Raw genomic sequence first — 24,125 nt, 5'->3', positions numbered from 1 at the left:
TTATGGCTTAGCTGCCGCCGCCAGGCTGTCCCCGGTGCCGGTGGTTGCGTCGTTGCCGGAGCCGGACCGGGGCGCCTCGCCCTCCACCGGCGGCGGGGCGGCGGCGCGCGCGGCGGCCAGCACGGCGTCCACTTCGGCCAGGGTGCGGGCCAGGTACCAGTGCCCCTGGCGGCGCTGCAGCGCCACCTGCAGGTCGATGTCGTGGCCCGCAAGCGGGTATTGCACGTGGACGACGGCGCGGTCGCCGTCCTGGCTGCTCAGGCCGGTGCGCATCTGCGCGACGCTCTCGTCCAGCGACAACCCGTAGCTGGCCAGCACCTGTTTGCTGGCCGCGGCGAACGGTGACAGCCGCTGCAGGCTGCCGGTCATGCCCGCGGCCTGCAGCGCGGCGTCGCTGTCCAGGCCGGTGGCGCGCGCGGCGGTGGTCAAGGTGGTGATGGCCGAGCGGGCCAGCTTGGGATCGGACAGCGGCGCGGCCTGCGCCCAGGCGCTGAGCGCCTTGACCAGCTGCACGTAGTGGGCACGCTCGTCGGCGCTGTAGTCGCCCTGGTGGCTGATGTACTGCTCGCCGAACAGGCCCAGCGAGTGCGCGGCCTGGCGCACGCCGGCCGCCTGCCCGGCGATCTGTGCCTTGAATGCGCGCTGCAGCCGGGTCTCGGCGTCGGCGGCCGACAGCGTGGCCAGCAGCGCCGGCAGTTTGTCGTGCAGCGGCAGCTGGTCCAGTGGCCAGCGGCTGTGGCCCTGGGCCCAGGCCGCCTCCAGTTCCGCGTACTGCGCCGGCGGTACCGCCGCGCGGGCGTAGCCGGCCAGGTCGTTGTCGTGCAGGTGCTGGACCAGCTGGCGCACGGCCGCGGCCGGCTCGGTGGCAGCACCCGGCAAGGGCTCCTGCGAGCGCCGGCAGCCGGCGGCAAGCACGGCCACCGCGCACAGCGACAGCAAGACGAGACGCGAACGGCTGCGAGATGAACGGCGTGGCATGGCGTCGTTGGTCCTCCCCCGGGCCGTGGCATCTTGCGGCCAGCAAGGTGACAGCGGCAAGCGGCGCCGGTTTGCGCGCAAAAAAAAAGAGGCCGCCCCGTTGCCGGTGGCGAACCTCCTCAAGCCGGCGGAGCCGGGGACATGTGACACATCACCGGCAATGCCGGGACGGGGCACAGCCTACGCGCCCGCTTCAGTTAATGCAACACTTCATGAATCAATATGTAAGTTATTGATTTTTAATCAAAGAAATCTGTGATTTCGCGCTGCATCGCCTGCGCCGCCGCACGCGGATCCGGGGCCAGCCGGATCGGCCGGCCGACGACGATGGCGTCGGCGCCATCGGCGAACGCCTGGGCCACGCCGACCGTGCGCTGCTGGTCGTCCCCCACCGGGCCGCCGGGACGGATGCCCGGGCAGACGATGGAAAAGCCGCTGCCGGTGGCGGCGCGGATCGACGCGGCCTCCTGGCCGGAGGCGATCACGCCATCGATGCCGGCGCGCTGCGCGGCCAGTGCGCGTTCGACCACCACCTCCACCGGTTCGCGGTCGATGCCCATCTGCGCCAGGTCGGGGCGGCCCATGGAGGTCAGCACGGTCACCGCCAGCAGGCGCATGTCCGAGGTGTTGGCCGTGGCCGCGGCCTGCATCATCGCCGGGTGCCAGCCGTGGATCGTGCAGTAGCTCACCGGCCACTGCGACAGGCGCCGGATGACGCCGGCGACGGTGGCGGGAATATCGAAGAATTTCAGGTCGACGAACACGCGCTTGTCGCGCCTGGCCAGTTCGTCGAGCACCGCGAAATATTCGCCCGAGGCCAGCAGTTCCATGCCGATCTTGTAGAACGACACCGCGTCGCCAAGCCGCTCGACCCAGTCGATGGCCTCGGCGCGCCCCGGCACATCCAGCGCGAAGATCAGGCGCTCGTCGGTGCGCAGCGGCAGCGGCCCGCGGCTCATTGGGCGAGGTCCAGCGCGGCGCGCTTGGCGGCGCGGCGCTCGGCTTCGGGCAGCGACCAGGCATTGTTGAACTGCGCCGGCTCCCAGCCGCCATAGGTCGGGTTGGCCAGCATCCACCAGCGCTGGCCGAACCAGCCCTGGTGGGCCTGCAGCAGCGCATCGCGGCCGGCCTGGGTATTGACCCCGATCGCGGCGAAGTCGCTGAGCTGGTCGCCGAACTGCATCAGCACCCGGTACTGCCGGGCCACCAGCTGGCGGCGGCAAGCCTTTTCGCTGCCTTCCTGTTCGCAGCCCGGCACGTACTTGTCCAGGCCCAGGTAGACGTCGTCGCCGGCGACCGGGAAGCCGAGCCGGCGCAGGTTGGCCAGGGTGACGTCCTTCATGTGCTCGGTGCGGTTGGTGATGTAGATCATGGTCACGCCCCTGGCCGCCGCGGCCTGCGCGAACTCGACCGCACCCGGCACCGCGCCGGCCTTGCCTTCGGACACCCAGGCGTCCCAGCTGACGTCGTCGTAGCTGCCGCCGTCGCGCACCAGCCGCGCCTGGTAGGGCGAGTTGTCCAGCACGGTTTCGTCCACGTCCACCACCACCGCCGGCTTCAACCTGGCCGACTGCTGGCTGCCGCCTTCCTGCGGCAGCAGCGCGGTCCATGAGCGGTCGGCCAGCGCGCGGTCCAGCTGCGCGGCGGCGGCGCGCCAGGTCTGCAGGGCGTTGGCCCGGTACTCCTGCGAGCGCTGCACCCACAGCACCGCATTCAGGTTGTCGTTGGCCCCCTCGGTGGCGACCGTCACCGGGGCCGGCACGGCGGGCTCGCCGTGGACCAGGGGCCGGGACGTACTGCACGCGGCCAGCGACAACAGCGCGCCGGCGAGCAGGAGGGAGTGGTGGATTCGGGACATGGGCACGGCTACCGGACAGAACGAAAACCCGGCAAGTTTACCGGCTCCCCACCCGGCCCGCGCCGAGGGCAGGCAAAACCAGGGGCAGCGTCGGTTTTGCGGCAAGCCGACTCCGACCCCGGTTCTGTCGGGCCCTCGGCTATGCTTGCGCCCCCCTCGCGCGACCGGATGCCGACGATGACCGACACCCCTGCCCCCTTGCCCGTTCCCGTGCTCGACGCCGCGCAGATGCGGGTGCTCGGCTGCCTGGTCGAGAAGGAAGCGACCACGCCCGAGACCTATCCGCTGACGGTCAACGCCGCGCAGACCGCGGCCAACCAGAAGACCGCACGCGATCCGGTGATGAACCTGGACGCCGGCACCGTGCAGCACGCACTGCGCCAGCTGGAGGCGATGGGCCTGGCCCGCCAGCATTTCTCCGCGCGCGCCGAGCGCTACGAACACCTGCTCGGCGCCAAGCTCGACCTGCCGCGGCAGCAGGTCACGCTGCTGGGCCTGCTGCTGCTGCGCGGCCCGCAGACCGCCGGGGAACTGGCCACGCGCAGCGAGCGGATGGCCAAGTTCGCCGACGCCGAGGACCTGCGCCACCAGCTCGGGCGCCTGATCCAGCGTGGGCTGGCGGTGCAGCTGCCACGCGCGTCCGGCCAGCGCGAGGACCGCTACATGCACCTGCTCGGCGGCCCGGTGGACGTGGACGCGCTGGCGGCGCAGTTCCGCGCACCCGCGGGCACGGCCGCGGACAACGGCGCGCTGGAAGAACGCGTGGCGCAGCTCGAAGCGGCGGTGGCAGCGCTGCAGGAACAGCTGGCGCAGCTGCAGTCCCGGCTGGACGACTGAGCCAGCGTAGCTGCGGGGCTTGCCCCTCAGGGGGCATTACCAGCGACGATTGATTCAACGCAGCTGCGGGGCTCGCGCCGCAGGGGCATTACCGTGGACGCCCCGCCAGCGGCCAGTGCCCATCGCCGCACAGCGATGCATGTCGGGGCCATGCCTCCGGCATGCGCCTCCCGCCGCACTGGCGGGTCCCGGGTGCGACCCGGGTTAACCGGTTGCAGGCTCGTTGACGAACAGCAGCAGGTCCTCGTCCTTGCCGGGCAGGCGCACACTGCCATTGGCCTGGAATCCAAGCTTTTCCAGCAATGCGACCGAACGCACGTTGCCCGGCGTCACGATCGCGCACAGCGCGCCCAGCCCCAGCGTAGCGCGCGCATGGCCCAGCACCGCCCGGGCCGCCTCCAGCGCATAGCCCTGGCCGGTATGGCGCTCGAGCAGGGCATAGCCGACATCGGCATGCGGCAGCGCGGCCCGGTGCACCAGCCCGGCATTGCCCAGCCAGGCCCCGTCGCTGCGGCGCTCGACCACGTACATGCCATAGCCGTGCCGCGCGTAGCTCACCAGCGGGCCGTCGCGGATGCAGCCGCGCGCCTGCTCCAGCGTGCGGATGCCGCGGTCGCCGATGTAACGATGGAAGCCCGGCTCGTTGAGCAGCTCCAGCATCGCCGCGGCATCGGCGTCGTCATCGCGCAACGGGCGCAGGCGCAGTCGTTCGGTTTCGATCAGCATCGTCTGGCCCGCCACGGTCGTTGCCATGCAGGGTGGCTCCACGCACGCGCGGGCGCAAGCCCGCTGGCGGCTAGTCGAACAGCGCCTGGATCGCCGCCAGTCCGGCCTGCGCACGCTCCTTCTTGTGCACGGCATCGGCCACCGGGTCGGCGCCGTCGCGCTGGATCTCGGCCGCCGGCAGCTCGTCGAAGAAACGGCTGGGCTTGAGCCGCACGTGCTCGCCGAACTTGCGGGTCAGGCGGCTGTAACTCATCCACAGCTGGATCTTGGCGCGGGTGATGCCCACGTACAGCAGGCGCCGCTCCTCCTGCAGGTTGCCTTCGTCGAGGCTGACCTGGTGCGGCAGCACGCCGTCCTCGCAGCCGACGATGAACACGTACGGGAATTCCAGGCCCTTGGAGGCGTGCAGGGTCATCATCCGCACCTGGTTGCCGCCGTCGTCCTTGTCGCTGCGCGAGATCAGCGCGAGCTGCGCGGCCATGTCCGCGGCGCTGGCGCCGCGCGGGCCGTTCTCGAACCACGAGGCCAGCTCCTCGAGGTTGGCGGCACGGCGTTCGTAGCCGGCGGTGTCCTTGGCCTGGTGGCGCAGCTCGGCCAGCAGGCCCGAGTCCTTGGCCACGCGCCGCACCAGGTCGCCGGAGGACATCTGCCGCATGTCCATGCGCAGCGCGCGCAGGATGTCGGTGAAGCGGCTCAGGCTGTTGGCCGCGCGCGGCGGCAGCTGCGCCAGCGCGCCCATCGCCTCGGCCGCCTGCGCCATCGACATGCCCTTGTCCGAGGCCAGCTCCGCCAGTTTGGCCAGGGTACCGGCACCGACGTCGCGCTTGGGCGCCTGCACCGCGCGCATGAACGCGGTGTCGTCGTCGGGGTTCACCAGCAGCCGCAGCCAGGCCAGGGTGTCCTTCACTTCCTGCCGCTCCAGGAACACGGTGCCGCCGGTCAGGTGGTAGGGCACCCCGACCATCTGCAGCGCCTTCTCCAGCGGCCGGCTCTGGAAGTTGCCGCGGAACAGGATGCAGAAATCGCTCCACGGCACGCGCCGGCTGGTGGCGATGAACTGGATCTCGGCGGCCACTTTTTCCGCTTCGTGCTCGCTGTTGCGGCACTCCCACACGCGGATGCGCTCGCCGTCGGCCTGGTCGGACCACAGCGTCTTCAGGTGTTCGTGCGGGTTGTGCGCGATCAGCGCGTTGGCCGCGCGCAGCACGCGGTTGGAACAGCGGTAGTTCTGTTCGAGCTTGATGATCTGCAGCGACGGGTATTCCACCGCCATGTTCTGCAGGTTCTCCGGGTTGGCGCCGCGCCAGGCATAGATCGACTGGTCGTCGTCGCCCACGCAGGTGAAGTTGCCGGCCGCGCCGGCCAGCTGCTTGAGCAGCCGGTACTGGGCATCGTTGGTGTCCTGGCATTCGTCCACCAGCAGGTAGCCGATGCGTTCGCGCCAGGCCGCGGCGATGTCCGGGTTCTCTTCCAGCACCTGCACCGGCAGCCGGATCAGGTCGTCGAAATCGACCGCGTTGAACGCGGTCAACCGCGCCTGGTACAGCGCGTAGACCATCGCCGCGTCCTTCTCGCGGTTGCTGCGTGCGGCCGCCATCGCCTGCTCCGGCGAGAGCCCGGCGTTCTTGGCCCGCGAGATCAGGTTCTTCATGTCCTCGATGTCGTCGGGCTTGGCGTTGCCGCCACCCAGCAGGTCCTTGACCTGGGCGGCCGCGTCGTCGGCGTCGAAGATCGAGAAGCCGCGCTTCAGGCCCACCGCGGCGTGCTCGATCTGCATGAACTTCAGCCCCAGCGCGTGGAAGGTGCAGATGGTCACGTCCTCGGCCTGGCCGCCCTGCAGGCGCCTGGCCACGCGCTCGCGCATTTCCTTGGCCGACTTGTTGGTGAAGGTGATCGCGGCGATGCGGCGGGCGCTGTAGCGGCCGCTGCCGATCAGGTGGGCGATCTTCTCCACGATCACGCGGGTCTTGCCGCTGCCGGCACCGGCCAGCACCAGCAGGGGGCCTTCGGTGTGCAGCACCGCCGCGCGTTGGGGGGGATTGAGGGAATCCAGCATGGGAACGAAGGGACGGGAACCAGAAACGTGAGAAGCCCGGGTGGGCCGGCGGCGGGTATTCTGTCACCCCTCAGGGTCGGCCGTTGCCTCGACCCGCCCCTTTCCACTCGTTCCCAGCTCCATGGCCAAGCTCTACTTCTACTACTCGGCGATGAACGCCGGGAAGACCACCACTTTGCTGCAATCGGCGCACAACTACCGCGAACGCGGCATGCGCGTGGCGATCCTGACCCCGCGCCTGGACCACCGCGCCGGCAGCGGCGTGGTCGCTTCGCGGATCGGCCTGCAGGCCGAGGCGACCGCCTTCGACCACGACACCGACCTGCAGCGGCTGGTCGAGGGCGACATCGCCGCGCACGGGCGGCTGGGCTGCGTGCTGGTGGACGAGGCGCAGTTCCTGACCAAGGCACAGGTGTGGCAGCTGAGCGAGGTGGTCGACCAGCTGCGCATCCCGGTGCTGTGCTACGGCCTGCGCACCGATTTCCGCGGCGAGCTGTTCGAGGGCAGCCAGTACCTGCTGGCCTGGGCCGACGAGATGCAGGAGATCAAGACCATCTGCCACAGCGGCAAGAAGGCGACCATGACCGTGCGCGTGGACGGGAACGGTTTCGCCGTGCAGGACGGACCGCAGGTGGAGATCGGCGGCAACGACCGCTACGTGTCGGTCAGCCGCGCCGAGTTCAAGAAGATCACCCGTGGCGAGGGCCGGATCGACCCGATGCAGGCGCCGCTGCCGCTGTAGCGGGCGGCGCCGCGGTGACGGCCGCCGCCGGGTGGCTCAATGCCCGCCTTCGGCTGCCAGCCGGTCCAGGTCGATGCCCTGGCGGCGCAGGAGCGCGGCCGAGCGCAGCGCGTAGAACGCCAGGTAGGCGAAGCAGGCCACCCCGACCCAGAAGCTCATGTGGATGCCGGCGGTATCGGCCAGCACGCCCTGCAGCAGCGGTACCAGCGCGCCGCCCATGATCATCATCACCAGCAGGCTGCTGCCCTGGTTGGTGTGGCGACCGAGTCCGGCGATGGCCAGCGCGAACACGCACGGCCACATGGTGCTGCAGAACAGCCCGGAACTGATGAAGGCGATGGCGCTGGTCTTGCCGTCGCTGAACATGCCCACCAGCAGCGCGGCGATGCCGCACAGCGCGAAGTACAGCAGCATCCGCGCCGGATTGCCGCGGCTGAGCAGGGTGGCGGCGATCATCACCACGATCACTCCGGCATAGCCGTAGAACTGCGCCACCTCGTGGCGCAGCGCCGCGTTCACCGCGAGGAACACGCCGAAGGCGACGAACGGCAGGACCAGGGTCAGCATGCGCCGGGCACCGGCGCCGATCTCGAATGCGCCGGCCGCGCCGGTCCAGCGGCCGATCATCAGGCTGGCCCAGTACAGCGACACGTACGGCGCGACCGCCGAGGTATCCACGCCCAGGTGTTCGCGCATGTAGGCCGGCAGGTGCGCGCCGGTGGACACCTCCACGCCGACGTAGAGGAAGATCGCCACCATCCCCAGCAGCAGCTGCGGGTAGGCGAACGCCGACGCCTTGTGCGGGAGCCGGCCGGCGTCCTGCGACTCGCTGCGGGCGACGCCTTCCAGGTCGATGTGGTTGGGCACCGAGGAGAATCTCAGGAACAGCGCCACCAGCACGAATGCCGCGCCCAGCACCAGGTAGGGCATCTTGACGCTCTCGATGCTGGCTTCGGTGTTGCCGCTGGCCACGCTGCCGAAGATCGCCACGCTGACCAGCAGCGGGCCGATGGTGGTGCCGAAGTTGTTGACCCCGCCGGCCAGGGTCAGGCGCTGCGCGCCGGTGGCCGGATTGCCCATCACGATGGCCAGCGGATTGGCCGCGATCTGCTGCAGCGAGAATCCCAGGCCGACGATGAACAGGCCCGACAGCATCAGTACGAACGACCCGCTGTTGGCCGCCGGGTAGAACAACAGCGTGCCCAGCGCCGACACCAGCAGGCCCAGGCAGATGCCGTTGCGGTAGCCGATGCGGTTGAGCAGATCCTGGCCCGCGAGCCGGGAGATGCCGAAATAGGCCAGCGAGCCGACCGTGTAGGCGATGTAGAACGCGAACGACACCAGCTGGCTCTGTGCGTGGCTGAGGTCGAAGGCCTTCTGGAAGACCGGGATCAGGATGTCGTTGCTGGCGGCGACGAAGCCCCAGAAAAAGAACACCGTGATGAGCACACCGAACTGCGACCAGCGGGTTTTCTGCGTCATGGCATCCCGGTCTCGTTGTCGTCGTCACTGCGGGCGCGCCGCGCCCGTCCCCTGCGGACCCACGGGAAGCCCCGTGCGCGGTCCCGCCACGCCACGCGCGCACGCGGGCGATGACGGACCGTCGGCCGTTTTAGGCGCGATCCGGCGATGCTGTCAACGGATGCCTGGCGATGCACCGGTCAGCGCGCGTGCACGACGCCGGCCGACGGCCCGGCCGTTGCGCCGCAGCCCCCGGCCGCGCGCTGCCGGACAGGCCGGGACGCGGCGCGTCAGTACAGCGTGCGCTGGTCCGCCGGCGGCGGGCTGTACTGGTACAGCCAGGTCTCGGTGAGCGCCTTGCCGCCGCTGCGCAGGTACAGGCGGATGTCGATCTGCCCGGTGCCGCCGTCGGGCGGCACCAGGTCGAACATGGCGCGGTAGCCGTTGATCTCGCGCAGCGGGCGCGCCGAAACCACCTCCACCCGCCCGCTGCTGGCTTCCACCACCGCCTCGACCTCGGCCTTGTCGATCAGGCCGGCCAGTTCGCCGCCTTCGAAGTCCACCGCGAAGCGCCAGGAGAAGTACTCGCGCTTCTTGCCGATCACCCCGCCCAGCCCGGTGCGGCTGGCCACGCAGTGCGCCAGCGGCGGCCGTGCCGGGGGTTGCGCGCCCCAGTACAGCCGGTAGCCGACCAGCAGTTCCTGCCCCGGCTGCGGCTTCTGCTTCGGGTTCCAGAACGCGACGATGTTGTCGAAGGTCTCGTCGACGGTGGGAATCTCCACCAGCTGCACCGAGCCCTCGCCCCATTGGCCCTTCGGCTCGACCCACAGGCACGGGCGCTTCTCGTAGAACACGCCGTCGTCCTGGTAATGGTCGAAGTCGCGGTCGCGCTGCAGCAGGCCGAAGCCACGCGGGTTGTCGTCCACGAACATGTTGAAGCGCAACTGCGCCGGGTTGCACAGCGGGCGCCAGATCCACTCGCCGGCACCGCTCCACATCGACAGGCCGTCGGTGTCGTGGATCTCCGGGCGCCAGTCCCAGGCCATGCGGCGGTCGTTCTCGCCCACCTGGTACATGCTGGTGCACGGGGCGATGCCCAGCCGCTCGATCTCCCGGCGCGGGTACAGCGCGCTGTCGATATCCATCAGCAGCACGTCGCCGTTGGTGATGGCGAAGCGATAGGCACCGGTCACGCTCGGCGAATCCAGCAGCCCATGGACGACCACGGTGTCCGAGTCGCGCGCCGGCTGCTCCAGGTAGTAGGCGATGAAGTCCGGGAACTCCTCGGGCCTGCCGGTGCCGGTGTCGATCGCCAACCCGCGCGCGGACTGGCCGTACTGGCCTTCCTTGCCCACCGCGCGGAAGTAGCTGGCGCCAAGGAACGCGGCAAAGTCGCGTTCGGTGTCGCTGCGGGTGTTGAGGCGGAAGCCGGCGAAGCCCAGGTCCGCCGGCAGCCGCCCGCCGTGGATGCCGCTGTTGCCGTAATCGAACGCGGCGCCGTCGTAGGCCAGCTCCTGCGCCTTGCCGTCGACCACGTCGAACATGCGCACCGGCGAATGGAAATACAGGCCCAGGTGGAAAAACCTGGCCTGGAACCTGCCGGGCTGGTCGGCCCACAGCGCGTGGTCCTGGCGGTAGCGGATGGACTGGTACTGGTCCCAGTCCAGCGCCTCCACTTCCGGCGGCAGGGTGCGCTTGTGGCTGCGGTACGGCGCCTGCGACAGCGCGCGCGCCTGGCCCTTGAGCGCGGCGAAGTCGAACGGCTGCGGCTGGCCGATGCGACGCAGGCCCAACTGCCGTTCGGCGGCGGCACAGGCCGGCAGCGCCGGCAGTCCGAAGGCGGCCAGGGCCAGCGAGGCGCGCTGGAGGAAGTCGCGTCGATCCATGCGGTCGTCCGGTAAGGGGTGGGCGGATGATAGGCAGCGGCGGGTGAACGAAGGTAAGCCGCGGGTGAAGGCCGGCTCAGCCGCGCGCCGGCCCGCCGCGGCCGCTCAGCGCTGGCAGTGCCCGCACCACACGCTGGCGCGCTGGCCGATGCTGGCATGGCGCAGCGGGCGCCCGCAGCGCACGCAGGCCTGGCCCTCGCGGCCGTACACCGACAGCTCCTGCTCGAAGTAGCCGGGGGCGCCGTCGGGACTGATGAAATCGCGCAGGGTGGTGCCGCCGCGGGTGATGGCGTAGCCGAGGATGTCCTTCACCGCCGTGGCCAGGCGCTGGTAGCGCTCGCGCGACACCTTGCCGGCCTCGCGCAGCGGGTTGATCCCGGCCATGAACAGGCTTTCGGCGGCGTAGATGTTGCCGACGCCGACGACGATACGCTGGTCCATCAGGAAGCTCTTGACCGGTGCGCTGCGGCCGCGGCTGCGCGCGAACAGGTAGTCGCCGTCGAACGCCGCGTCCAGCGGCTCGGGGCCGAGCCCGCGCAGCAGTTCGTGGGTTTCGCCCGGCGGCTGCCACAGCAGGCAACCAAACCGGCGCGGGTCGTTGAAGCGCAGCAGGCGCCCATCCTCGAGGCTGATGTCGACGTGGTCGTGGGCACGCACCGGGGTGTCGCCGGGAAGCACGCGCAGGCTGCCGGACATGCCCAGGTGCAGCAGCGCGCTGCCGGCATCGGTATCGAGCAGCAGGTACTTGGCGCGGCGGCGGATCGCGGCGATGCGCTGGCCGGGCAGCGCCCGCTCGATGTCCGGCGGAATCGGCCAGCGCAGGTCCGGCCGGCGCAGGATCACGCCGTGGATGCGCCGCCCCTGCAGGTGCGGCTCCAGGCCGCGGCGGGTGGTTTCTACTTCGGGCAGTTCCGGCATCGCTCGATCCTGTTATTCGCGCCCCCCGGAACGCGGGTCCGGGCGGGCCTGGCCGCGCGCGCATGCAGCCGAAGCGGCCCACGCGCAACTGGAAAAGCGCCACATGGGCTGGTTGCCCGGCGCCAGCGACAGCGCGGCTCCCGGCAATCGCAACGACGTGGTGGCCGGCAATGGTACGGACAAGTGCGTCATCGCCGATGTCCCGGATGGTTCGGGTGCGCCATTGCGGTCGTACGCCGGCAGCGCATCAACGCGGTGGCGCCATCAGCTCGCGCGCGTCCAGGTAACCGTCGCCGTTGGCATCCTGCCTGCGGAAGCGTTCGAGGATCACCTGCCCGTGCTGTTCGCGGGTGATCGGCCGGCCGCGGCCGCCGGGCTGTTCCCCCGGCTCCAGCACACCGTTGCCGTCGCGGTCCATGCGCTCGAAGGCGTAGAGCATCCACCGCTGGTATTCGTCCGGCGCGACCCGGCCGTCGCCGTCCAGGTCCATGCGCCGCAGGTAGTCGCCGGCATCGTGCACCTGCGCCGGCGCGGTCCATGGCAGCAGCGCCGCCAGCAGCACCGGCAGGCGCCGCGCGAAGCGGCGTCCCGTGACCGGCGCGGCGGCGCGGGCGCTCATGCCGCGCTGAGCGAGTAACCCTTCAGTCGCGCCGCGTACGCCTGCAGGGCGGCCACGCCGCTGGCCTCGGCCTCGTGGCACCACTGCTGCAGGTGGCGCAGGCGCTCGGCGGCGTCGTGGGTACGCGCCTCGAGCAGCGCCGAAAGCCGCGCGCGGTGTTCCACCAGCAGCTGGATGCGCGGGCGCTGGCTCACCCACTGCTGCAGCTGTTCGCGGCAGGCCGGCTTGAGCCAGCGGCCGTCATTGACCAGGCCCCTGCGCATGCGCCGCGGCAGCATCTTGCGCAGCTTGGCGCCGGCGATGGCGGCCTCTTCGCGCAGGGCCGGGGCGAACACGTTGCGCTGGTAGTCGGTCATGGCCTGGAAACGGTGCGAGAGCAGTGCCTTGAGCGTGTCGGTGTCGGGCACGGCGATGTTCGGGCGGATGTCCATGGTCGGCGCCACGCGCAGCACCTTGGCCAGGCCCAGCGCCTGCAGCAGGCGGATCGCCTGCCAGCCGATGTCGAACTCCCAGCGGCGCATCGAGAAACGCGCCGAGCTGGGGAAGGCGTGGTGGTTGTTGTGCAGCTCCTCGCCGCCGATCCAGAACGCCCACGGGGTCAGGTTGGTCGAGGTATCGGCCGATTCGAAGTTGCGGTAACCCCACCAGTGCCCCAGGCCGTTGACCACGCCGGCGGCCCAGAACGGGATCCACGCCATCTGGATCGCCCACAGGGCGATGCCGGGCAGGCCGAACAGCGCGAAGTCCAGCGCGAACAGCACCACCGGGCCGAGGTTGGCGTGCGGGGTGTAGAGGTGGCGTTCGATCCAGTCCTCGGGCGCGCCGCGGCCGTACTGCTCGATGTCCGCGCGCTGGGCGCGGGCTTCGCGGTACAGCTCGACGCCGCGCCAGAACACGCGGCCGATGCCCTTGGTCACCGGGCTGTGCGGGTCCTCGTCGGTTTCCACCTTGGCGTGGTGCTTGCGATGGATCGCCACCCACTCGCGGGTGATCATCGAGGTGGTCAGCCAGGTCCAGAAGCGGAAGAAATGCGCGATCAGCGGGTGGAAATCCACGCCGCGGTGGGCCTGGCTGCGGTGCAGGTACAGGGTGACCGCGAAGATGGTGAGCTGGGTGAACACCAGCAGCACCGCCAGCATGCCCCACCAGCCCAGGCCGGCGACGCCGCCGGTGAGGAAGTCGAGGAGGGTGTCGGACATCGCGGAACTCCAGGCCGTTCGGTGGCATATGAAACTGTGGATACACATGATGGGGCCTGCAGCGGCAAACTTCATCCACCCGGCGCCCGACTTTGGTCCAATCCTTCAGCTGCGCGCCCCTTGCCCCGCTCCCGCCTGAACGATGTCCACCGCCCCTGCCGCCGCCGCGGCCCCCCTGATCGAACTGGACCACGCCTGCGTCATCCGCGGCCAGGTCCGGGTCCTGCACGAACTGGACCTGCGCATCGAGCAGGGCCAGCACACCGCCATCCTCGGCCCCAACGGCTGCGGCAAGTCCTCCTTCATCAAGCTGATCACCCGCGAGCTGTACCCGCTGGCGCGCGCCGACGGCCATGTGCCGGTCAAGGTGCTGGGCCAGACCCGCTGGCAGGTGGACCGGCTGCGCTCGCAGCTGGGCATCGTCAGCGGCGACCTGTCCGGCAACCTGGCCGAAATGCCGGGGCTGGGCGTGGAAGAGGCGGTGATCTCCGGCTTTTTCGCCAGTTACGTGGTGCCGGCGCACCGCGACGTCAGCGACGACATGCGCGCCCGCGCGCGCCACGCGCTGGGATTGGCACGCGCCCTGCCGCTGCTCGGCCGCAGCTACGCCGAACTGTCCGCCGGCGAGACCCGCCGCGTGCTGATCGCCCGCGCGCTGGTGAACCAGCCGCGCGCACTGCTGCTCGACGAGCCGTCCACCGGCCTGGACCTGGTATCGCGCCAGCACCTGATCGACACCATGCGCCACCTCGCCGGGCAGGGCATCACCCTGGTGCTGGTCACCCACCACATCGAGGAAGTGATCCCGGAGATCCAGCGCGTGGTGCTGATGAAGGGCGGGCGCATCTTCGCCGACGGCAGGCGGGGCGAGCTGCTGCGCGCCGGCCCGCTGTCCGAAGTGTTCGGCGGCCCGATCGAGGTGCGGGAGGAGGACGGCCGGCTCAGCGCGTGGGCCCGCGCCATCTAGGTGGGCCGGGGCATCGGTGCGATGATGCCGGCCCGTTCCGCCGATCCATGCCTGCACGATGTCCCGTTCCCCGTTTCCGCTGCGCCTGGGCGCGGCCTCCGTCCTGGCCGCCGCGCTTGCGGCATGCGCCAGCACGCCCGCCCCCGTTGACCGCGGCCACGACGCATCCGCCGAGCCGGCGCCGACCGGCTACCTGCAGGGCGCGGCGATCCCGGACAGCCAGGCATTGAGCCCGCCACCACCGGCGCCGGGCTCGGCCTGGGCGGCGCTGGACGAGGCCATCGCCCGCCAGGCCACCGCGCTGCGCGGCAGCACGCGCTTCGCGCAGGCAAGCGCCGACGCCGACCTGCGCTTTCCCGCCGGCGCCGGGCAGTTCAGCTGTGCGCTGGGGATCGCGGTGGACAGCGGACACACCCCGGCCCTGTACCGCCTGCTGCAGCGCAGCCTGATCGACGCCAGCGCGGCCACCCGTGCGGCCAAGAACCACTACCGGCGGCCACGCCCGTTCATGGTCAACGGCGAGCCGACCTGCACCCCGGACGACGAGCCGCACCTGCGCGGCAGCGGCTCCTACCCGTCGGGCCACACCGCCATCGGCTGGGCATGGGCGCTGATCCTGTCGGAGATCGCCCCGGAACGCGCCACCGCGCTGCTCGAGCGCGGGCGCAACTACGGCCACAGCCGGCTGGTGTGCAACGTGCACTGGTACAGCGACGTGCAGCAGGGCCAGGCGCTGGGTGCGGCCACGGTCGCGCGCCTGCACGACAACGCTGGGTTCGTCGCCGACCTGGCCGCGGCGCGGCAGGAGATCGCCGCCGCGCGTGCGCAGGCGCTGCCGATACCGCGCGATTGCGCCGCCGAAGCCGCGGCGCTGGCGACCGGCCTGCCCGACGCGCGCTGACCTGGCGATCTGGCGTTCCTGCATGGCGTTCCTACAGGCGTCATGGCCACCGGTTTCAGGCGTTACCGCGCACGGCCGCATCGGCCGGAGCGGCTAGAGTGGGCCGCTGATCCACGCCGGGACCACCCATGCCCATGCCCCACCGCCGCCTGCGCGCCCTGCTGGCCACAGCGCTGCTCGCGTTCGCCGCCGCCACGCAGGCCCAGCCGTTCCGCCTGATCGGCTACGTGACCGACGGCCCGGCGCCGCCGCGGCTGCCGGCCGCGCAGCTGGACGTGGTGAATTTCGCCTTTGCCAGGGTCGCGCCCGACGGCAGCGTGTACCTGCCCGACAAGGTCGATCCGGCGCACGTGCACGCGCTCGTCGCCCATCGGGCCGACAACGCCGCGCTGAAAATCGTGCTTTCCATCGGCGGCTGGGGGGCCGGCAATTTCTCCGAGGCTGCCGCCACCGATGAAGCGCGCGCGCGTTTCATCGACAGCGGCGTCGCCCTGCTGCACCGCTTCGACCTGGACGGCCTGGATATCGACTGGGAATACCCGACCCTGGGCGACGCCGACATCAGCCACAGCCCGGACGACCGCCGCAATTTCACCCTGATGCTGGAAGCGCTGCGCGCGCGCCTGGACCGCGAAGGCAAGGGCCAACGCCACTACCTGCTGACCATCGCCGCGGCCGAAGGCCGCTTCGCCGAAGGCCTGGAACTGCCGCGCATCGCCCGGTCGCTGGACTGGATCAACCTGATGACCTACGACTTCCACGGCAGCCTGACCCCGACCACCGGCCACCAGAGCGGGCTGGCGCGTTCGGCGCTGGCGCCGGCGGACGAACGCACCACCGAAGGCGCGGTGCGCTACTTCCTGGATGCCGGCGTGCCGGCGGACAAGATCAACGTCGGCGTGCCGTTCTACGGCCGCCGCTTCGGCGACGTGGAGCCGGTCGATGCCGGCCTGTACCGCAGCTTCGGCAGCGAGGGCGGTTTCATCGACTGGGGCGAGATCGTGCGCAGCCGCCTCGGCGCGCCGGGCTGGGAACGCCACTGGGACGCGCAGGCGCAGGTGCCGTGGCTGTGGAATCCCACCACGCGACAGCTGATCACCTACGACGACCCGCAGTCGCTGGCGATCAAGGCCGGGTACGTCAAACGCAACAAGCTCGGCGGCATCATGTACTGGGAACACCGGCTGGACGACGGCCAGCTGCTGGACGTGCTGCACGAGGCACTGCACGCGCACTGAGCGCCGACGGAACCGCTCCTGCGGGTGGTCTGCCTACGCCGCCAGGCGCAGGCTGCTGCCGAGGTTGAACGCCGATACCGACTGCAGCAGGCTCTGCGCGCGGTCGTGCAGTGAGGTCGCCGCCGCCGCTACCTCTTCCACCAGCGCCGCGTTGCTCTGGGTCACTTCGTCCATCTGCGTGGTGGACTGGGCCACCTGGCTGATGCCGCTGCTCTGCTCGCGGCTGGCCAGCAGGATCTCGGACATGATCGCGGTCACGCCGCCGATGCCGGTGACGATCTCGTCCATCGCGTCACCGACCCGGTGCACGCGCTCGGTGCCGTTCTCCGCCTTGGCCACCGCCTCGGTGATCAGGTTCTTGATGTCCTTGGCGGCCTCGGCCGAACGCTGCGCCAGGCTGCGCACCTCCGAGGCCACCACCGCGAAGCCGCGGCCGTGCTCGCTGGCGCGCGCCGCCTCCACCGCGGCATTGAGCGCCAGGATGTTGGTCTGGAAGGCGATGCCGTCGATGACGCTGATGATCTCGGCGATCTGCCGCGAGCTGTGCGCGATCTCGTCCATGGTGACGATCGACGCCTTGACGATCTCGCCGCCGCGCGCGGCCACGTCGGTGGCGGAATGGGTGATGTCGCCGGCGCGGGCCACGCGCAGTTCGTTGTCGCGCACGGTGGAGGTCAGCTCCTCCATGCTGGCGGCGGTTTCTTCCAGGTTGGCCGCCAGGGTCTCGGTGCGCGCGGACAGGTCCTGGTTGCCGTTGGCGATCTCGGTGGTGGCCAGCCCGATCTGGTCGGCGTCGTCCTTGATCTGCTGGACCAGGTGGTGGAGGTTGGCGACGGTGGCGTTCATGCCGGCGTGCACCTGGCCGAACAGGCCGGGATACTCGGTGTCGATGCGCTGGGTCAGGTCGCCCTGGGCCAGTGCCTGCGCGACCCGCAGCACGTCGCGCAGCCCGGCGTCAGTGGTGACGGACAGCTGGTTGAGCAGGCGGCCGATCTCCTGGCCGAAGCCCTCCTTGCCGTCCAGCCCGATGCGGCGGCTGAAATCGCCCTGGCCGGCGCTGTCGGCCAGGGTGCGGATTTCATCGACCAGGCCGGCCAGCACCGCGACCGTGTGGTTGACCGCGCTGGCGGTGTGGCCGAACAGGCCCGGGTAGTCCTGCCCGATCTTCTGCGAGAGGTCGCCGGCCGACAGCGCACCGGACACGCGGCTGATGTCCTGCAGGCCGGCCTCGGTCACGTCGGACAGCTCGTTCAGCAGCCCGGCGATGTCCTTCATGAAGCCGGCACGGCCGGCGCTGTCCATCTTGACGCTGAAGTCACCGCGGCGCACTGCCGCCTCGGCCATCGACTGGATGTCGGCGACGATGGACTTCAGGCTGCCCTGCATGCCGCGCAGCGAGTGCACCAGGCTGGAGGTGTCGCCCAGACGCAGCGCGATGGGGGTCTGCAGGTCGCCGTTGGCGATGCGCTCCACCGCCTTGACCACGTCCCGCGGCTCGCCGCCGAGCTGGCCGATAATGCGCCGGAACGCGAACAGCAGTGCGCCCAGCAGCACCACCAGGGTGGCCACGATCGAGGTCACGGCGATGCCGGTCCACAGGCCGTTGGCTTTCTCAGCCGCCAGCACCCGGCCTTCGGTGCGCTGGTCCAGCAGCACGAAGAACTCGCTGATCGGCTTCATGATCGCGGCCTTGGTGTCCTGGTAGGCCTGGTCGTGCATCAGGGCGCGCGCGCGTTCCAGGTCCGGTTCGCCGGCCTGGGTGAAGCCGCCGTTGCCGTCGTCGTACTGGCCCTTGACCATGTGCATGGCCGCGTTTTCCACCTTGGCCAGTTCGTTGGACAGGTCCTCGGCCTGCTTGAGCTTGGCGAACTCGGCAGCTGTGAAGCCGGCCTTCTCCATCAGCTTCAGCAGCGACACGGTCTGGCCGTCCGCGCGCGCCTTGTCGCCGTTGCGGACCGCGATGATGTCGGCGTACTCCTGTTCGTTGCGCTCGTCGCCGGTGACGACATAGGTGCGTGCCAGCCGGGTGAGGTCGTCCGAGCTCTGGCGCAGTTCGTCGGCCAGCAGGTAGGAGTCGTAGCGCGACTGCTGGGCCGCTTTCAATTGGGCCGCGGTCACCTTGACCTGGAAGATGGAGGCGAACACCAGGCCCAGGATGACCAGGGTGACGGCGAACAGACTGATGAACAGCGCTTTGATCGACATGAAGTTCCCCTTGAATGAGTGGGCGCCCTGACTCATTCCATTGCCGCCGGTCCGCTTTCCCAAGGCGGACGGGGTGGCGCCTTCATGGCTGCCGTTCCGCAACCACCCGAGCATGGCGGCATTGCCAGGACCTGCGCGGCATGGCCTCCAGCCCTCCCTCGCGATACTTGATCTATCGGCCCTGCGACCGGCCGCTTTAGCGGCGGCAGGGAAGAAAACGAATGGTGACGCGCCCGCGTGGCGCACCCGCCAGCGACCGCCGGCACCTGTCTGGACGATGCCGGCACGGCATAGACTGGGCGCTCTTCCCCAGCCAGGCGCGCCCATGAGCCAGTGGTACTTCCACACCCCCGGACACTCCGACCGTATCGGCCCGCTCGACGACGAGGCCGCCCGCCGCCACGCCCAGCTGCACCGCGATGCGCTGGCCTGGCGCGAGGGCCTGCAGGGCTGGCAGCCGGCCGGCTCGCTGCCCGAGCTCGGCGGCCAGGCGTCGCCGCCGCCGATGCCGCCGCCGGTGGGAGGACGCCGCAACCGCGCCGATGACATCGACTTCCGCATCGTCGGCCACGAGATGCAGTTCGTGGAGATCGAGCTGGATCCGGGCGAGAGCGCCATCGCCGAGGCCGGCGCGCTGATGTACAAGGACGCCGCGGTGCGGATGGACACCGTGTTCGGCGACGGCCGCCACGAGAGCGAGGGCGCCGGCTTCATGGACAAGCTGCTGTCGGCCGGCAAGCGCGTGATCACCGGCGAAAGCCTGTTCGCCACGCTCTACACGCATGGTGGCCAGGGCAAGGCCAAGGTCGCCTTCGCCGCGCCCTACCCCGGTACCGTGTTGCCGATGAAGCTCGACGAACACGGCGGCAAGCTGATCTGCCAGAAGGACAGCTTCCTGGCCGGCGCGCGCGGGGTGCAGGTCGGGGTGCATCTCCAGCGCAAGGTGATGACCGGCCTGTTCGGCGGCGAGGGGTTCATCATGCAGAAGCTGGAAGGCGACGGCTGGGTGTTCGTGCATGCCGGCGGCTGCGTGGTCGAACGCGAGCTGGCGGCCGGCGAGCGCATCGACGTGGATACCGGCTGCGTGGTCGCCTACCACGCCGGCGTGGACATGGACGTGCGCCGCGTGGCCGGGCTCAAGAGCATGTTCTTCGGTGGCGAGGGCGTGTTCCTGGCCACCCTCACCGGACCGGGCAAGGTGTGGCTGCAGTCGCTGCCGTTCTCGCGCCTGGCCGGGCGCATGTACGCGGCCGCGCCGCAGGGCGGCGGCCAGAGCCGCGGCGAAGGCTCGGTGCTGGGCGGGCTGGGACGCATCCTGGACGGCGACAACCGCTTCTGAGCCACCGCGGCGCGCAGCGCCCAGGCACGCGGCCGGCGCTGCAGGACAGGCCGGCGCGCCCGGATCGGCGATGCTTGTCGGCATGGGCGGGGCATCCGATACTCGCCGCATTCACCTGCAGGGACGGATGGGTGGCATGGACGCGCAGGACGATGTCTACGCGGCACCACGGGCGGCGCTGGTCGCCGCTCCCACGGAACGGCCGCGCCTGCCGCCGTTCTACGTGGTGTCCGTCACCAAGCTGGTACTGCTCTCGTTCGCCACTCTGGGGCTGTATTCGCTGTACTGGTTCTGGCGTCACTGGAAACTGCACAAGCTCGACAGGAAGCTCGACATCTGGCCGGTCCCGCGCGCCCTCTTCTCGATCTTCTTCGCCCACGGGCTGAACCGCGAAATCGACCAGCGGCTGCAACGCTCCGGCAGCCGCCATGCCTGGTCACCCGGCGCCTGGGCCACGTTGTTCGTGGTCTCGGCGATCACCGGCCGCATCATCAGCCGCCTCCCCGATTCGGTGCTGCCATTCGGGCCGGGTTTCGGGCTGATCGTACTGAGCCTGGCCGGCGGCACCCTGGCGATGGTCCACGCACAGCGCGCGGCCAACCTGGCCAGCGGCGACGCCACGGGCGCGGCGAATGCGCGGCTGACGGTGGCCAACTGGCTCTGGCTGGTGCCGGGCGGCCTGTTCTGGCTGATGTCGCTGGCCAGCCTGGTGCTGCTGACCGGCGACGCCTGACCGCCACCACGCGGCGGCAACGAAGTGGCGCCTAAACGGCCGCGCCGCCCGCGCGGTCCCTGCCCGGCGCAAAGCGCTATGCTGGCGCCTTTTCAACACCCCTGCCCGTTCATCATGAAGCCGCGCACCGCCCGCCTGCTGCTGTCCCTGTCACTGTCCGGCCTGCTGGCCGCATGCGGTGGCGAGAACGTCAAGCCCGCGGCGCCGGCCGCGAGCCGGCCGGTCACCGCGGCCAAGCCGGTGAAGATCGGCGTGGCCCTGGGCGGCGGCGCGGCCAAGGGCTTCGCCCACATCGGCGTGATCAAGATGCTGGAGGCCAACGGGTTCGAGCCGGTGGTGGTATCGGGTACCAGTGCCGGCAGCGTGGTTGGCGCCCTGTATGCCAGCGGCATGAACGCCTTCGACATGCAGCAGAAGGCAGTCTCGCTGGACCAGGCCAGCATCCGCGACGTGCGCCTGTTCTCCGGCGGCCTGATCCAGGGCCAGAAGCTGCAGGACTACGTCAACGCGCAGGTCGGCAACAAGCCCGCCGAACAGCTGAAGAAGCCGTTCGCGGCGGTGGCCACCCAGCTGGAGACCGGCGAGCGCGCGGTGTTCGTGCGCGGCAACGTCGGCCAGGCGGTGCGGGCGTCCAGCTCGGTGCCGGGGGTGTTCGAACCGGTCACCATCGGCGGCAAGACCTTCGTCGACGGCGGCGTGGTCAGCCCGGTGCCGGTGGATGCCGCGCGCCAGCTCGGCGCCGAGTTCGTCATCGCCGTGGACATTTCCAGCAAGGCCAGCGGCCAGCGCCCGAGCGGCCTGCTGGGCACGTTGAACCAGTCCATCTCCATCATGGGCCAGCGCCTGGGCGAGCAGGAGCTGGCGCGCGCCGACGTGGTGATCCGGCCGCAGGTGCTGGACATCGGCGCGGCCGATTTCGAGCAGCGCGGCCGCGCCATCCTCGAGGGCGAGAAGGCGGCGATGGCGGCGATGCCGCAGATCCGCGCCGGCATCGCCCGCCTGCAGCAGGCGCATGCGGCCAGCGCGCGCAACGCCGATGCGCGGGCCAGCGCCGCCGCGACCGAGGCCTACCAGCGCTGCCTGGACAGCCGCTCGCGACTGGACAAGCTGCGCGGCAAGGAAGGCAGCTGCGCGGCACCGGTACGCTGAAGCCGCGCTGCCGCCACGACGCGGCTAGGACCGGGTGTACTGCAGCTGCACCCAGAGTTTGTCGGCATCGCGGGTACGCAGCTCGTCGCTGCTGCGGTAGCGCGCGGCCTTGAGCAGCACGCTCAGGCCCTTGAGCTGCGGAACGGCGCGCTCCCACGACAGGTTGAACTCGCGCCCGTAGCGGTAGCTGCCGCGGTCGCTGCGGAAGTCGTGGTACCACGCCTGCGCCTTGCCGCCGGCCAGCGGCACCACCACGCCCGCATACGCATCGCGCAGACCATCGGCGGGCGTGGTCAGGAACTGGTCGGCCCACCCCTGGAACGCGTGCTTGGTCGCCAGTGGCGTCTGGAACGCACGGTTGCCGGGCCCGCTCTCGCCGGCGCCGAGCACTTCGTAGCCGAGCGTGCTTTTCACTTCGCCGGCGGCATGGCTGGCCTCGCCCAGCCAGTAGCGGCTGTCCAGCAACCACGGGTTGCCGCGGCCATCGACCTGCCGCGCATGTTCCAGCACGTAGCCGAAGGCGCCGTGGCTGCCCTGCAGGCGCAGGCCGGTGGTGTTGCCCGACAGCGTGCCGCGCGGCGCGCCCGCAGCCACCGCCACGTTCTCCAGGTCCAGGCGGTAGTGGTAGCCGGTGAGCGCCAGCGCCGGGCCGGGCGCGAACCGCGCCTGCAGCAGGTGGCTGTCGCCGTGGATGTTGGCCGGCGCGGTGAGGCTGGGGGCCTTGGGTTCATCGGGGCCGAACACCGTGTTGATGTTGGCAACGTAGGCGTAGGTCAGCTTCCAGCGCGCGTCCGGCGCCAGTTCCATCATCGCGCCGTCATAGGTCTGCTCGTTCTGGCGCCAGCCCACGCCGCCGACGAAACGCTGGTTGCCCAGGTTGATGCGCTGGCGGCCGAACTGCACGTTGGCGTGGGCACCGTCGTAACGCAGCAGCGCCTGGTTCAGTTCGGCGTAGTCCGGGTCGGCCACCGTCGGGTAGCCGGTGCGGCCGTTGCGGGTGTCGTTGAACCGCTCCCCGCCCAGGTGCGCGACGCCGTCCGCCTCGGCCAGCGCCGACCAGCCATGCCAGCGCGCGGTGCGATAGCCCAGCCGCAGGCGCGCGCTGTTGGCGTCGGCATCGCGGGCAAAGCCGTCCTGCGCGACGTGCTCGTAGCGGTAGCGCAGGTCCAGCAGTGGCGCGCCACCGGCATCGGCGGCCAGCACCGGGGCGGCGACCAGCAACAGCGGCAGGGCATGGAGGAGGCGGATCGTCATGGCGGATGCTCCTTGGGGGAATGGCGCCATCCTCCGCGCCGCCCCCCGCGACCACCATGACGCCGGTCAAGCCGCGCGGTCAGCGCTGTCCCTGTCCCGCGGATGCGGCGCCTTCGCTCCGGTCACCGCCTTCGGGCACGTAGATCATGCTGCCGTCCTTGAGCCGGTAGGCGGTGCCGGCGCGGGTGCCCTCGCCTTCGCCGATGCTGCCGCTGGCCTTGTAGCGGTCCAGCGTGCGCCCGTCCTTGACCACGATCTCCATGTCGGCCTGTCCGGGGTTGGCGACCATCACCACCTTGTCGTGGCTGAAGGGATTGAGCGGGTTGCGGATCAGCGCGATCAGCAGGATCGCCACGATCACCAGGAACACGTCGATCAGGTTCACGACCGACAGCACCGGGTCGTCCTGGTCGTCCTCGTCGAGATAGCGACGGCGCATGGTTCAGCCCTCCGCGCCGGCGATGGCCAGCTCGATCCGGCGCAGGTCCTGCAGCAGCCAGCGCCGCCGCACCACCAGCACGGTGTAGATCGCCGAGGCCGCCAGCAGCGAGACGATGACCGCGGCGAAGGCGACCCCGACGTGGCGCGCGACCTCATCCATGCGCCCGTCCGACAGCCCGGCCAGCGCCGGTCCCATCGGGATCATGGTCGCTACCAGCCCCAGCATCGGCGCGGTGCGGCTGCCGATGCGCAGCGGCTCCAGGCGCTTGAGCGTCCACAGTTCCATGTCTTCCAGCCCGCCGCCGTTGCGGCGCCAGTGCCGCTCCATCGCATGCATGCGGTCGCCGCGGCGCTGCACGGCTTCCACCGCGAACATGCCCAGCGCGTAGCAGGCGTACAGGAACAGCGCCAGGATCAGCAGCAGCACCGGCGCGAGGAACCAGCCGGAAAGCTGGTGCAACAGGGATTCGATCAGGTTCATGTCGGTTCTTCGTTCGAGGAGGAAAGGGAAATCAGGAGGTCATGCGCGCCTGTCGCCAGCCGCCGCCGGCGAACGCCAGCAATGCCGGCCATAGCGCCAGCCACCATGCGCCGGGTACCGGCGGCGGCTGGCGACAG

General features: G+C 70.5%; 21 protein-coding genes and 1 pseudogene. 8 read left to right on the top strand and 14 right to left on the bottom strand.

Annotated elements, in window-relative coordinates; all coding sequences use genetic code 11:
- The 3 genes from ABB33_RS11610 to ABB33_RS11600 all read right to left on the bottom strand — a co-directional run bounded on the left by ABB33_RS11610 (position 1) and on the right by ABB33_RS11600 (position 2,836).
- Positions 1-939, bottom strand: coding sequence for a hypothetical protein (locus tag ABB33_RS11610; protein WP_192301413.1), 939 nt, complete (start codon positions 937-939; stop codon positions 1-3).
- A 278-nt stretch (positions 940-1,217) separates the two neighbouring features.
- Complete coding sequence (pyrF, locus tag ABB33_RS11605; protein WP_056932219.1) at positions 1,218-1,937, bottom strand: orotidine-5'-phosphate decarboxylase; 720 nt, start codon at positions 1,935-1,937, stop codon at positions 1,218-1,220.
- Entirely contained in the window at positions 1,934-2,836 is a 903-nt protein-coding gene (locus ABB33_RS11600) for a 5'-nucleotidase, lipoprotein e(P4) family (RefSeq protein WP_056932218.1), read from the bottom strand. Before ABB33_RS11600 ends, pyrF begins: the two co-directional genes overlap by 4 nt.
- A 177-nt stretch (positions 2,837-3,013) precedes the next feature.
- On the opposite strand from ABB33_RS11600, the gene ABB33_RS11595 reads away from it, so the two are divergent.
- Positions 3,014-3,673 (top strand): YceH family protein, encoded by a 660-nt coding sequence (locus ABB33_RS11595; RefSeq protein WP_056932217.1) that lies wholly within the window; start codon positions 3,014-3,016, stop codon positions 3,671-3,673.
- A 204-nt stretch (positions 3,674-3,877) separates the two neighbouring features.
- Here ABB33_RS11595 and ABB33_RS11590 read toward each other — a convergent pair whose 3' ends face one another.
- A complete protein-coding gene (locus tag ABB33_RS11590) occupies positions 3,878-4,426 on the bottom strand; it encodes a GNAT family N-acetyltransferase (RefSeq protein ID WP_056932216.1) in 549 nt (182 codons plus the stop codon).
- A 43-nt stretch (positions 4,427-4,469) separates the two neighbouring features.
- Complete coding sequence (locus ABB33_RS11585) at positions 4,470-6,452, bottom strand: UvrD-helicase domain-containing protein (RefSeq protein WP_152985061.1); 1,983 nt, start codon at positions 6,450-6,452, stop codon at positions 4,470-4,472.
- A gap of 124 nt (positions 6,453-6,576) precedes the next feature.
- Between ABB33_RS11585 and ABB33_RS11580 the strand changes: the two genes are divergently transcribed.
- Positions 6,577-7,197 (top strand): thymidine kinase, encoded by a 621-nt coding sequence (locus tag ABB33_RS11580; protein WP_054668461.1) that lies wholly within the window; start codon positions 6,577-6,579, stop codon positions 7,195-7,197.
- 36 nt (positions 7,198-7,233) lie between these two features.
- On the opposite strand, the gene ABB33_RS11575 is transcribed toward ABB33_RS11580, so the two are convergent.
- The 5 genes from ABB33_RS11575 to ABB33_RS11555 all read right to left on the bottom strand — a co-directional run bounded on the left by ABB33_RS11575 (position 7,234) and on the right by ABB33_RS11555 (position 13,280).
- On the bottom strand, positions 7,234-8,679 hold the full coding sequence (locus ABB33_RS11575) for an MFS transporter (RefSeq protein WP_056932215.1): 1,446 nt from the start codon (positions 8,677-8,679) through the stop codon (positions 7,234-7,236).
- A gap of 269 nt (positions 8,680-8,948) precedes the next feature.
- Positions 8,949-10,544, bottom strand: a complete 1,596-nt coding sequence (locus ABB33_RS11570) for an OpgD/OpgG family glucan biosynthesis protein (protein WP_054668463.1) — start codon at positions 10,542-10,544, stop codon at positions 8,949-8,951.
- Positions 10,545-10,649: 105 nt separating this feature from the next.
- Positions 10,650-11,462 (bottom strand): bifunctional DNA-formamidopyrimidine glycosylase/DNA-(apurinic or apyrimidinic site) lyase, encoded by an 813-nt coding sequence (mutM, locus tag ABB33_RS11565; protein WP_054668464.1) that lies wholly within the window; start codon positions 11,460-11,462, stop codon positions 10,650-10,652.
- Positions 11,463-11,709: 247 nt separating this feature from the next.
- On the bottom strand, positions 11,710-12,081 hold the full coding sequence (locus tag ABB33_RS11560; RefSeq protein WP_056932214.1) for an EF-hand domain-containing protein: 372 nt from the start codon (positions 12,079-12,081) through the stop codon (positions 11,710-11,712).
- Positions 12,078-13,280 carry a DesA family fatty acid desaturase gene (locus tag ABB33_RS11555; protein WP_054668466.1) on the bottom strand — a complete coding sequence of 401 codons (1,203 nt, stop codon included), beginning with the start codon at positions 13,278-13,280 and terminating at the stop codon, positions 12,078-12,080. Before ABB33_RS11555 ends, ABB33_RS11560 begins: the two co-directional genes overlap by 4 nt.
- A 142-nt stretch (positions 13,281-13,422) precedes the next feature.
- Here ABB33_RS11555 and ABB33_RS11550 point away from each other — a divergent pair, with 142 nt between their 5' ends.
- The 3 genes from ABB33_RS11550 to ABB33_RS11540 all read left to right on the top strand — a co-directional run bounded on the left by ABB33_RS11550 (position 13,423) and on the right by ABB33_RS11540 (position 16,386).
- The gene (locus ABB33_RS11550; RefSeq protein WP_056932213.1) at positions 13,423-14,247 is read left to right on the top strand and encodes an ABC transporter ATP-binding protein; all 825 of its coding nucleotides are present in this window, start codon (positions 13,423-13,425) and stop codon (positions 14,245-14,247) included.
- A 58-nt stretch (positions 14,248-14,305) separates the two neighbouring features.
- Positions 14,306-15,148, top strand: a complete 843-nt coding sequence (locus ABB33_RS11545) for an acid phosphatase (RefSeq protein WP_056932212.1) — start codon at positions 14,306-14,308, stop codon at positions 15,146-15,148.
- A 128-nt stretch (positions 15,149-15,276) separates the two neighbouring features.
- The gene (locus ABB33_RS11540; protein ID WP_056932211.1) at positions 15,277-16,386 is read left to right on the top strand and encodes a glycoside hydrolase family 18 protein; all 1,110 of its coding nucleotides are present in this window, start codon (positions 15,277-15,279) and stop codon (positions 16,384-16,386) included.
- A gap of 113 nt (positions 16,387-16,499) precedes the next feature.
- Here the strand turns inward: ABB33_RS11540 and ABB33_RS11535 are convergent.
- Positions 16,500-18,591: pseudogene (locus ABB33_RS11535) on the bottom strand (methyl-accepting chemotaxis protein); the annotation flags it as partial.
- 325 nt (positions 18,592-18,916) lie between these two features.
- Here ABB33_RS11535 and ABB33_RS11530 point away from each other — a divergent pair.
- The 3 genes from ABB33_RS11530 to ABB33_RS11520 all read left to right on the top strand — a co-directional run bounded on the left by ABB33_RS11530 (position 18,917) and on the right by ABB33_RS11520 (position 21,812).
- Positions 18,917-19,930, top strand: a complete 1,014-nt coding sequence (locus ABB33_RS11530) for a TIGR00266 family protein (RefSeq protein ID WP_056932209.1) — start codon at positions 18,917-18,919, stop codon at positions 19,928-19,930.
- 136 nt (positions 19,931-20,066) lie between these two features.
- On the top strand, positions 20,067-20,663 hold the full coding sequence (locus tag ABB33_RS11525) for a DUF4234 domain-containing protein (protein WP_152985055.1): 597 nt from the start codon (positions 20,067-20,069) through the stop codon (positions 20,661-20,663).
- 114 nt (positions 20,664-20,777) lie between these two features.
- The gene (locus tag ABB33_RS11520) at positions 20,778-21,812 is read left to right on the top strand and encodes a patatin-like phospholipase family protein (RefSeq protein ID WP_056932207.1); all 1,035 of its coding nucleotides are present in this window, start codon (positions 20,778-20,780) and stop codon (positions 21,810-21,812) included.
- 24 nt (positions 21,813-21,836) lie between these two features.
- Here ABB33_RS11520 and ABB33_RS11515 read toward each other — a convergent pair whose 3' ends face one another.
- The 3 genes from ABB33_RS11515 to ABB33_RS11505 all read right to left on the bottom strand — a co-directional run bounded on the left by ABB33_RS11515 (position 21,837) and on the right by ABB33_RS11505 (position 23,988).
- On the bottom strand, positions 21,837-23,066 hold the full coding sequence (locus ABB33_RS11515) for an alginate export family protein (protein WP_056932206.1): 1,230 nt from the start codon (positions 23,064-23,066) through the stop codon (positions 21,837-21,839).
- 79 nt (positions 23,067-23,145) lie between these two features.
- A complete protein-coding gene (locus tag ABB33_RS11510) occupies positions 23,146-23,505 on the bottom strand; it encodes a DUF2149 domain-containing protein (RefSeq protein WP_054668475.1) in 360 nt (119 codons plus the stop codon).
- Between the two features lie 3 nt (positions 23,506-23,508).
- Positions 23,509-23,988, bottom strand: a complete 480-nt coding sequence (locus tag ABB33_RS11505; RefSeq protein ID WP_056932205.1) for a MotA/TolQ/ExbB proton channel family protein — start codon at positions 23,986-23,988, stop codon at positions 23,509-23,511.
- Positions 23,989-24,125 lie beyond the last annotated feature (137 nt).

The sequence above is a fragment of the Stenotrophomonas acidaminiphila genome (genome assembly GCF_001431595.1).
Taxonomy (GTDB): domain Bacteria; phylum Pseudomonadota; class Gammaproteobacteria; order Xanthomonadales; family Xanthomonadaceae; genus Stenotrophomonas; species Stenotrophomonas acidaminiphila.
The sequence above is the reverse complement of the archived record's forward strand: the minus strand, read 5'-3'. Positions and strand labels throughout refer to the sequence as shown.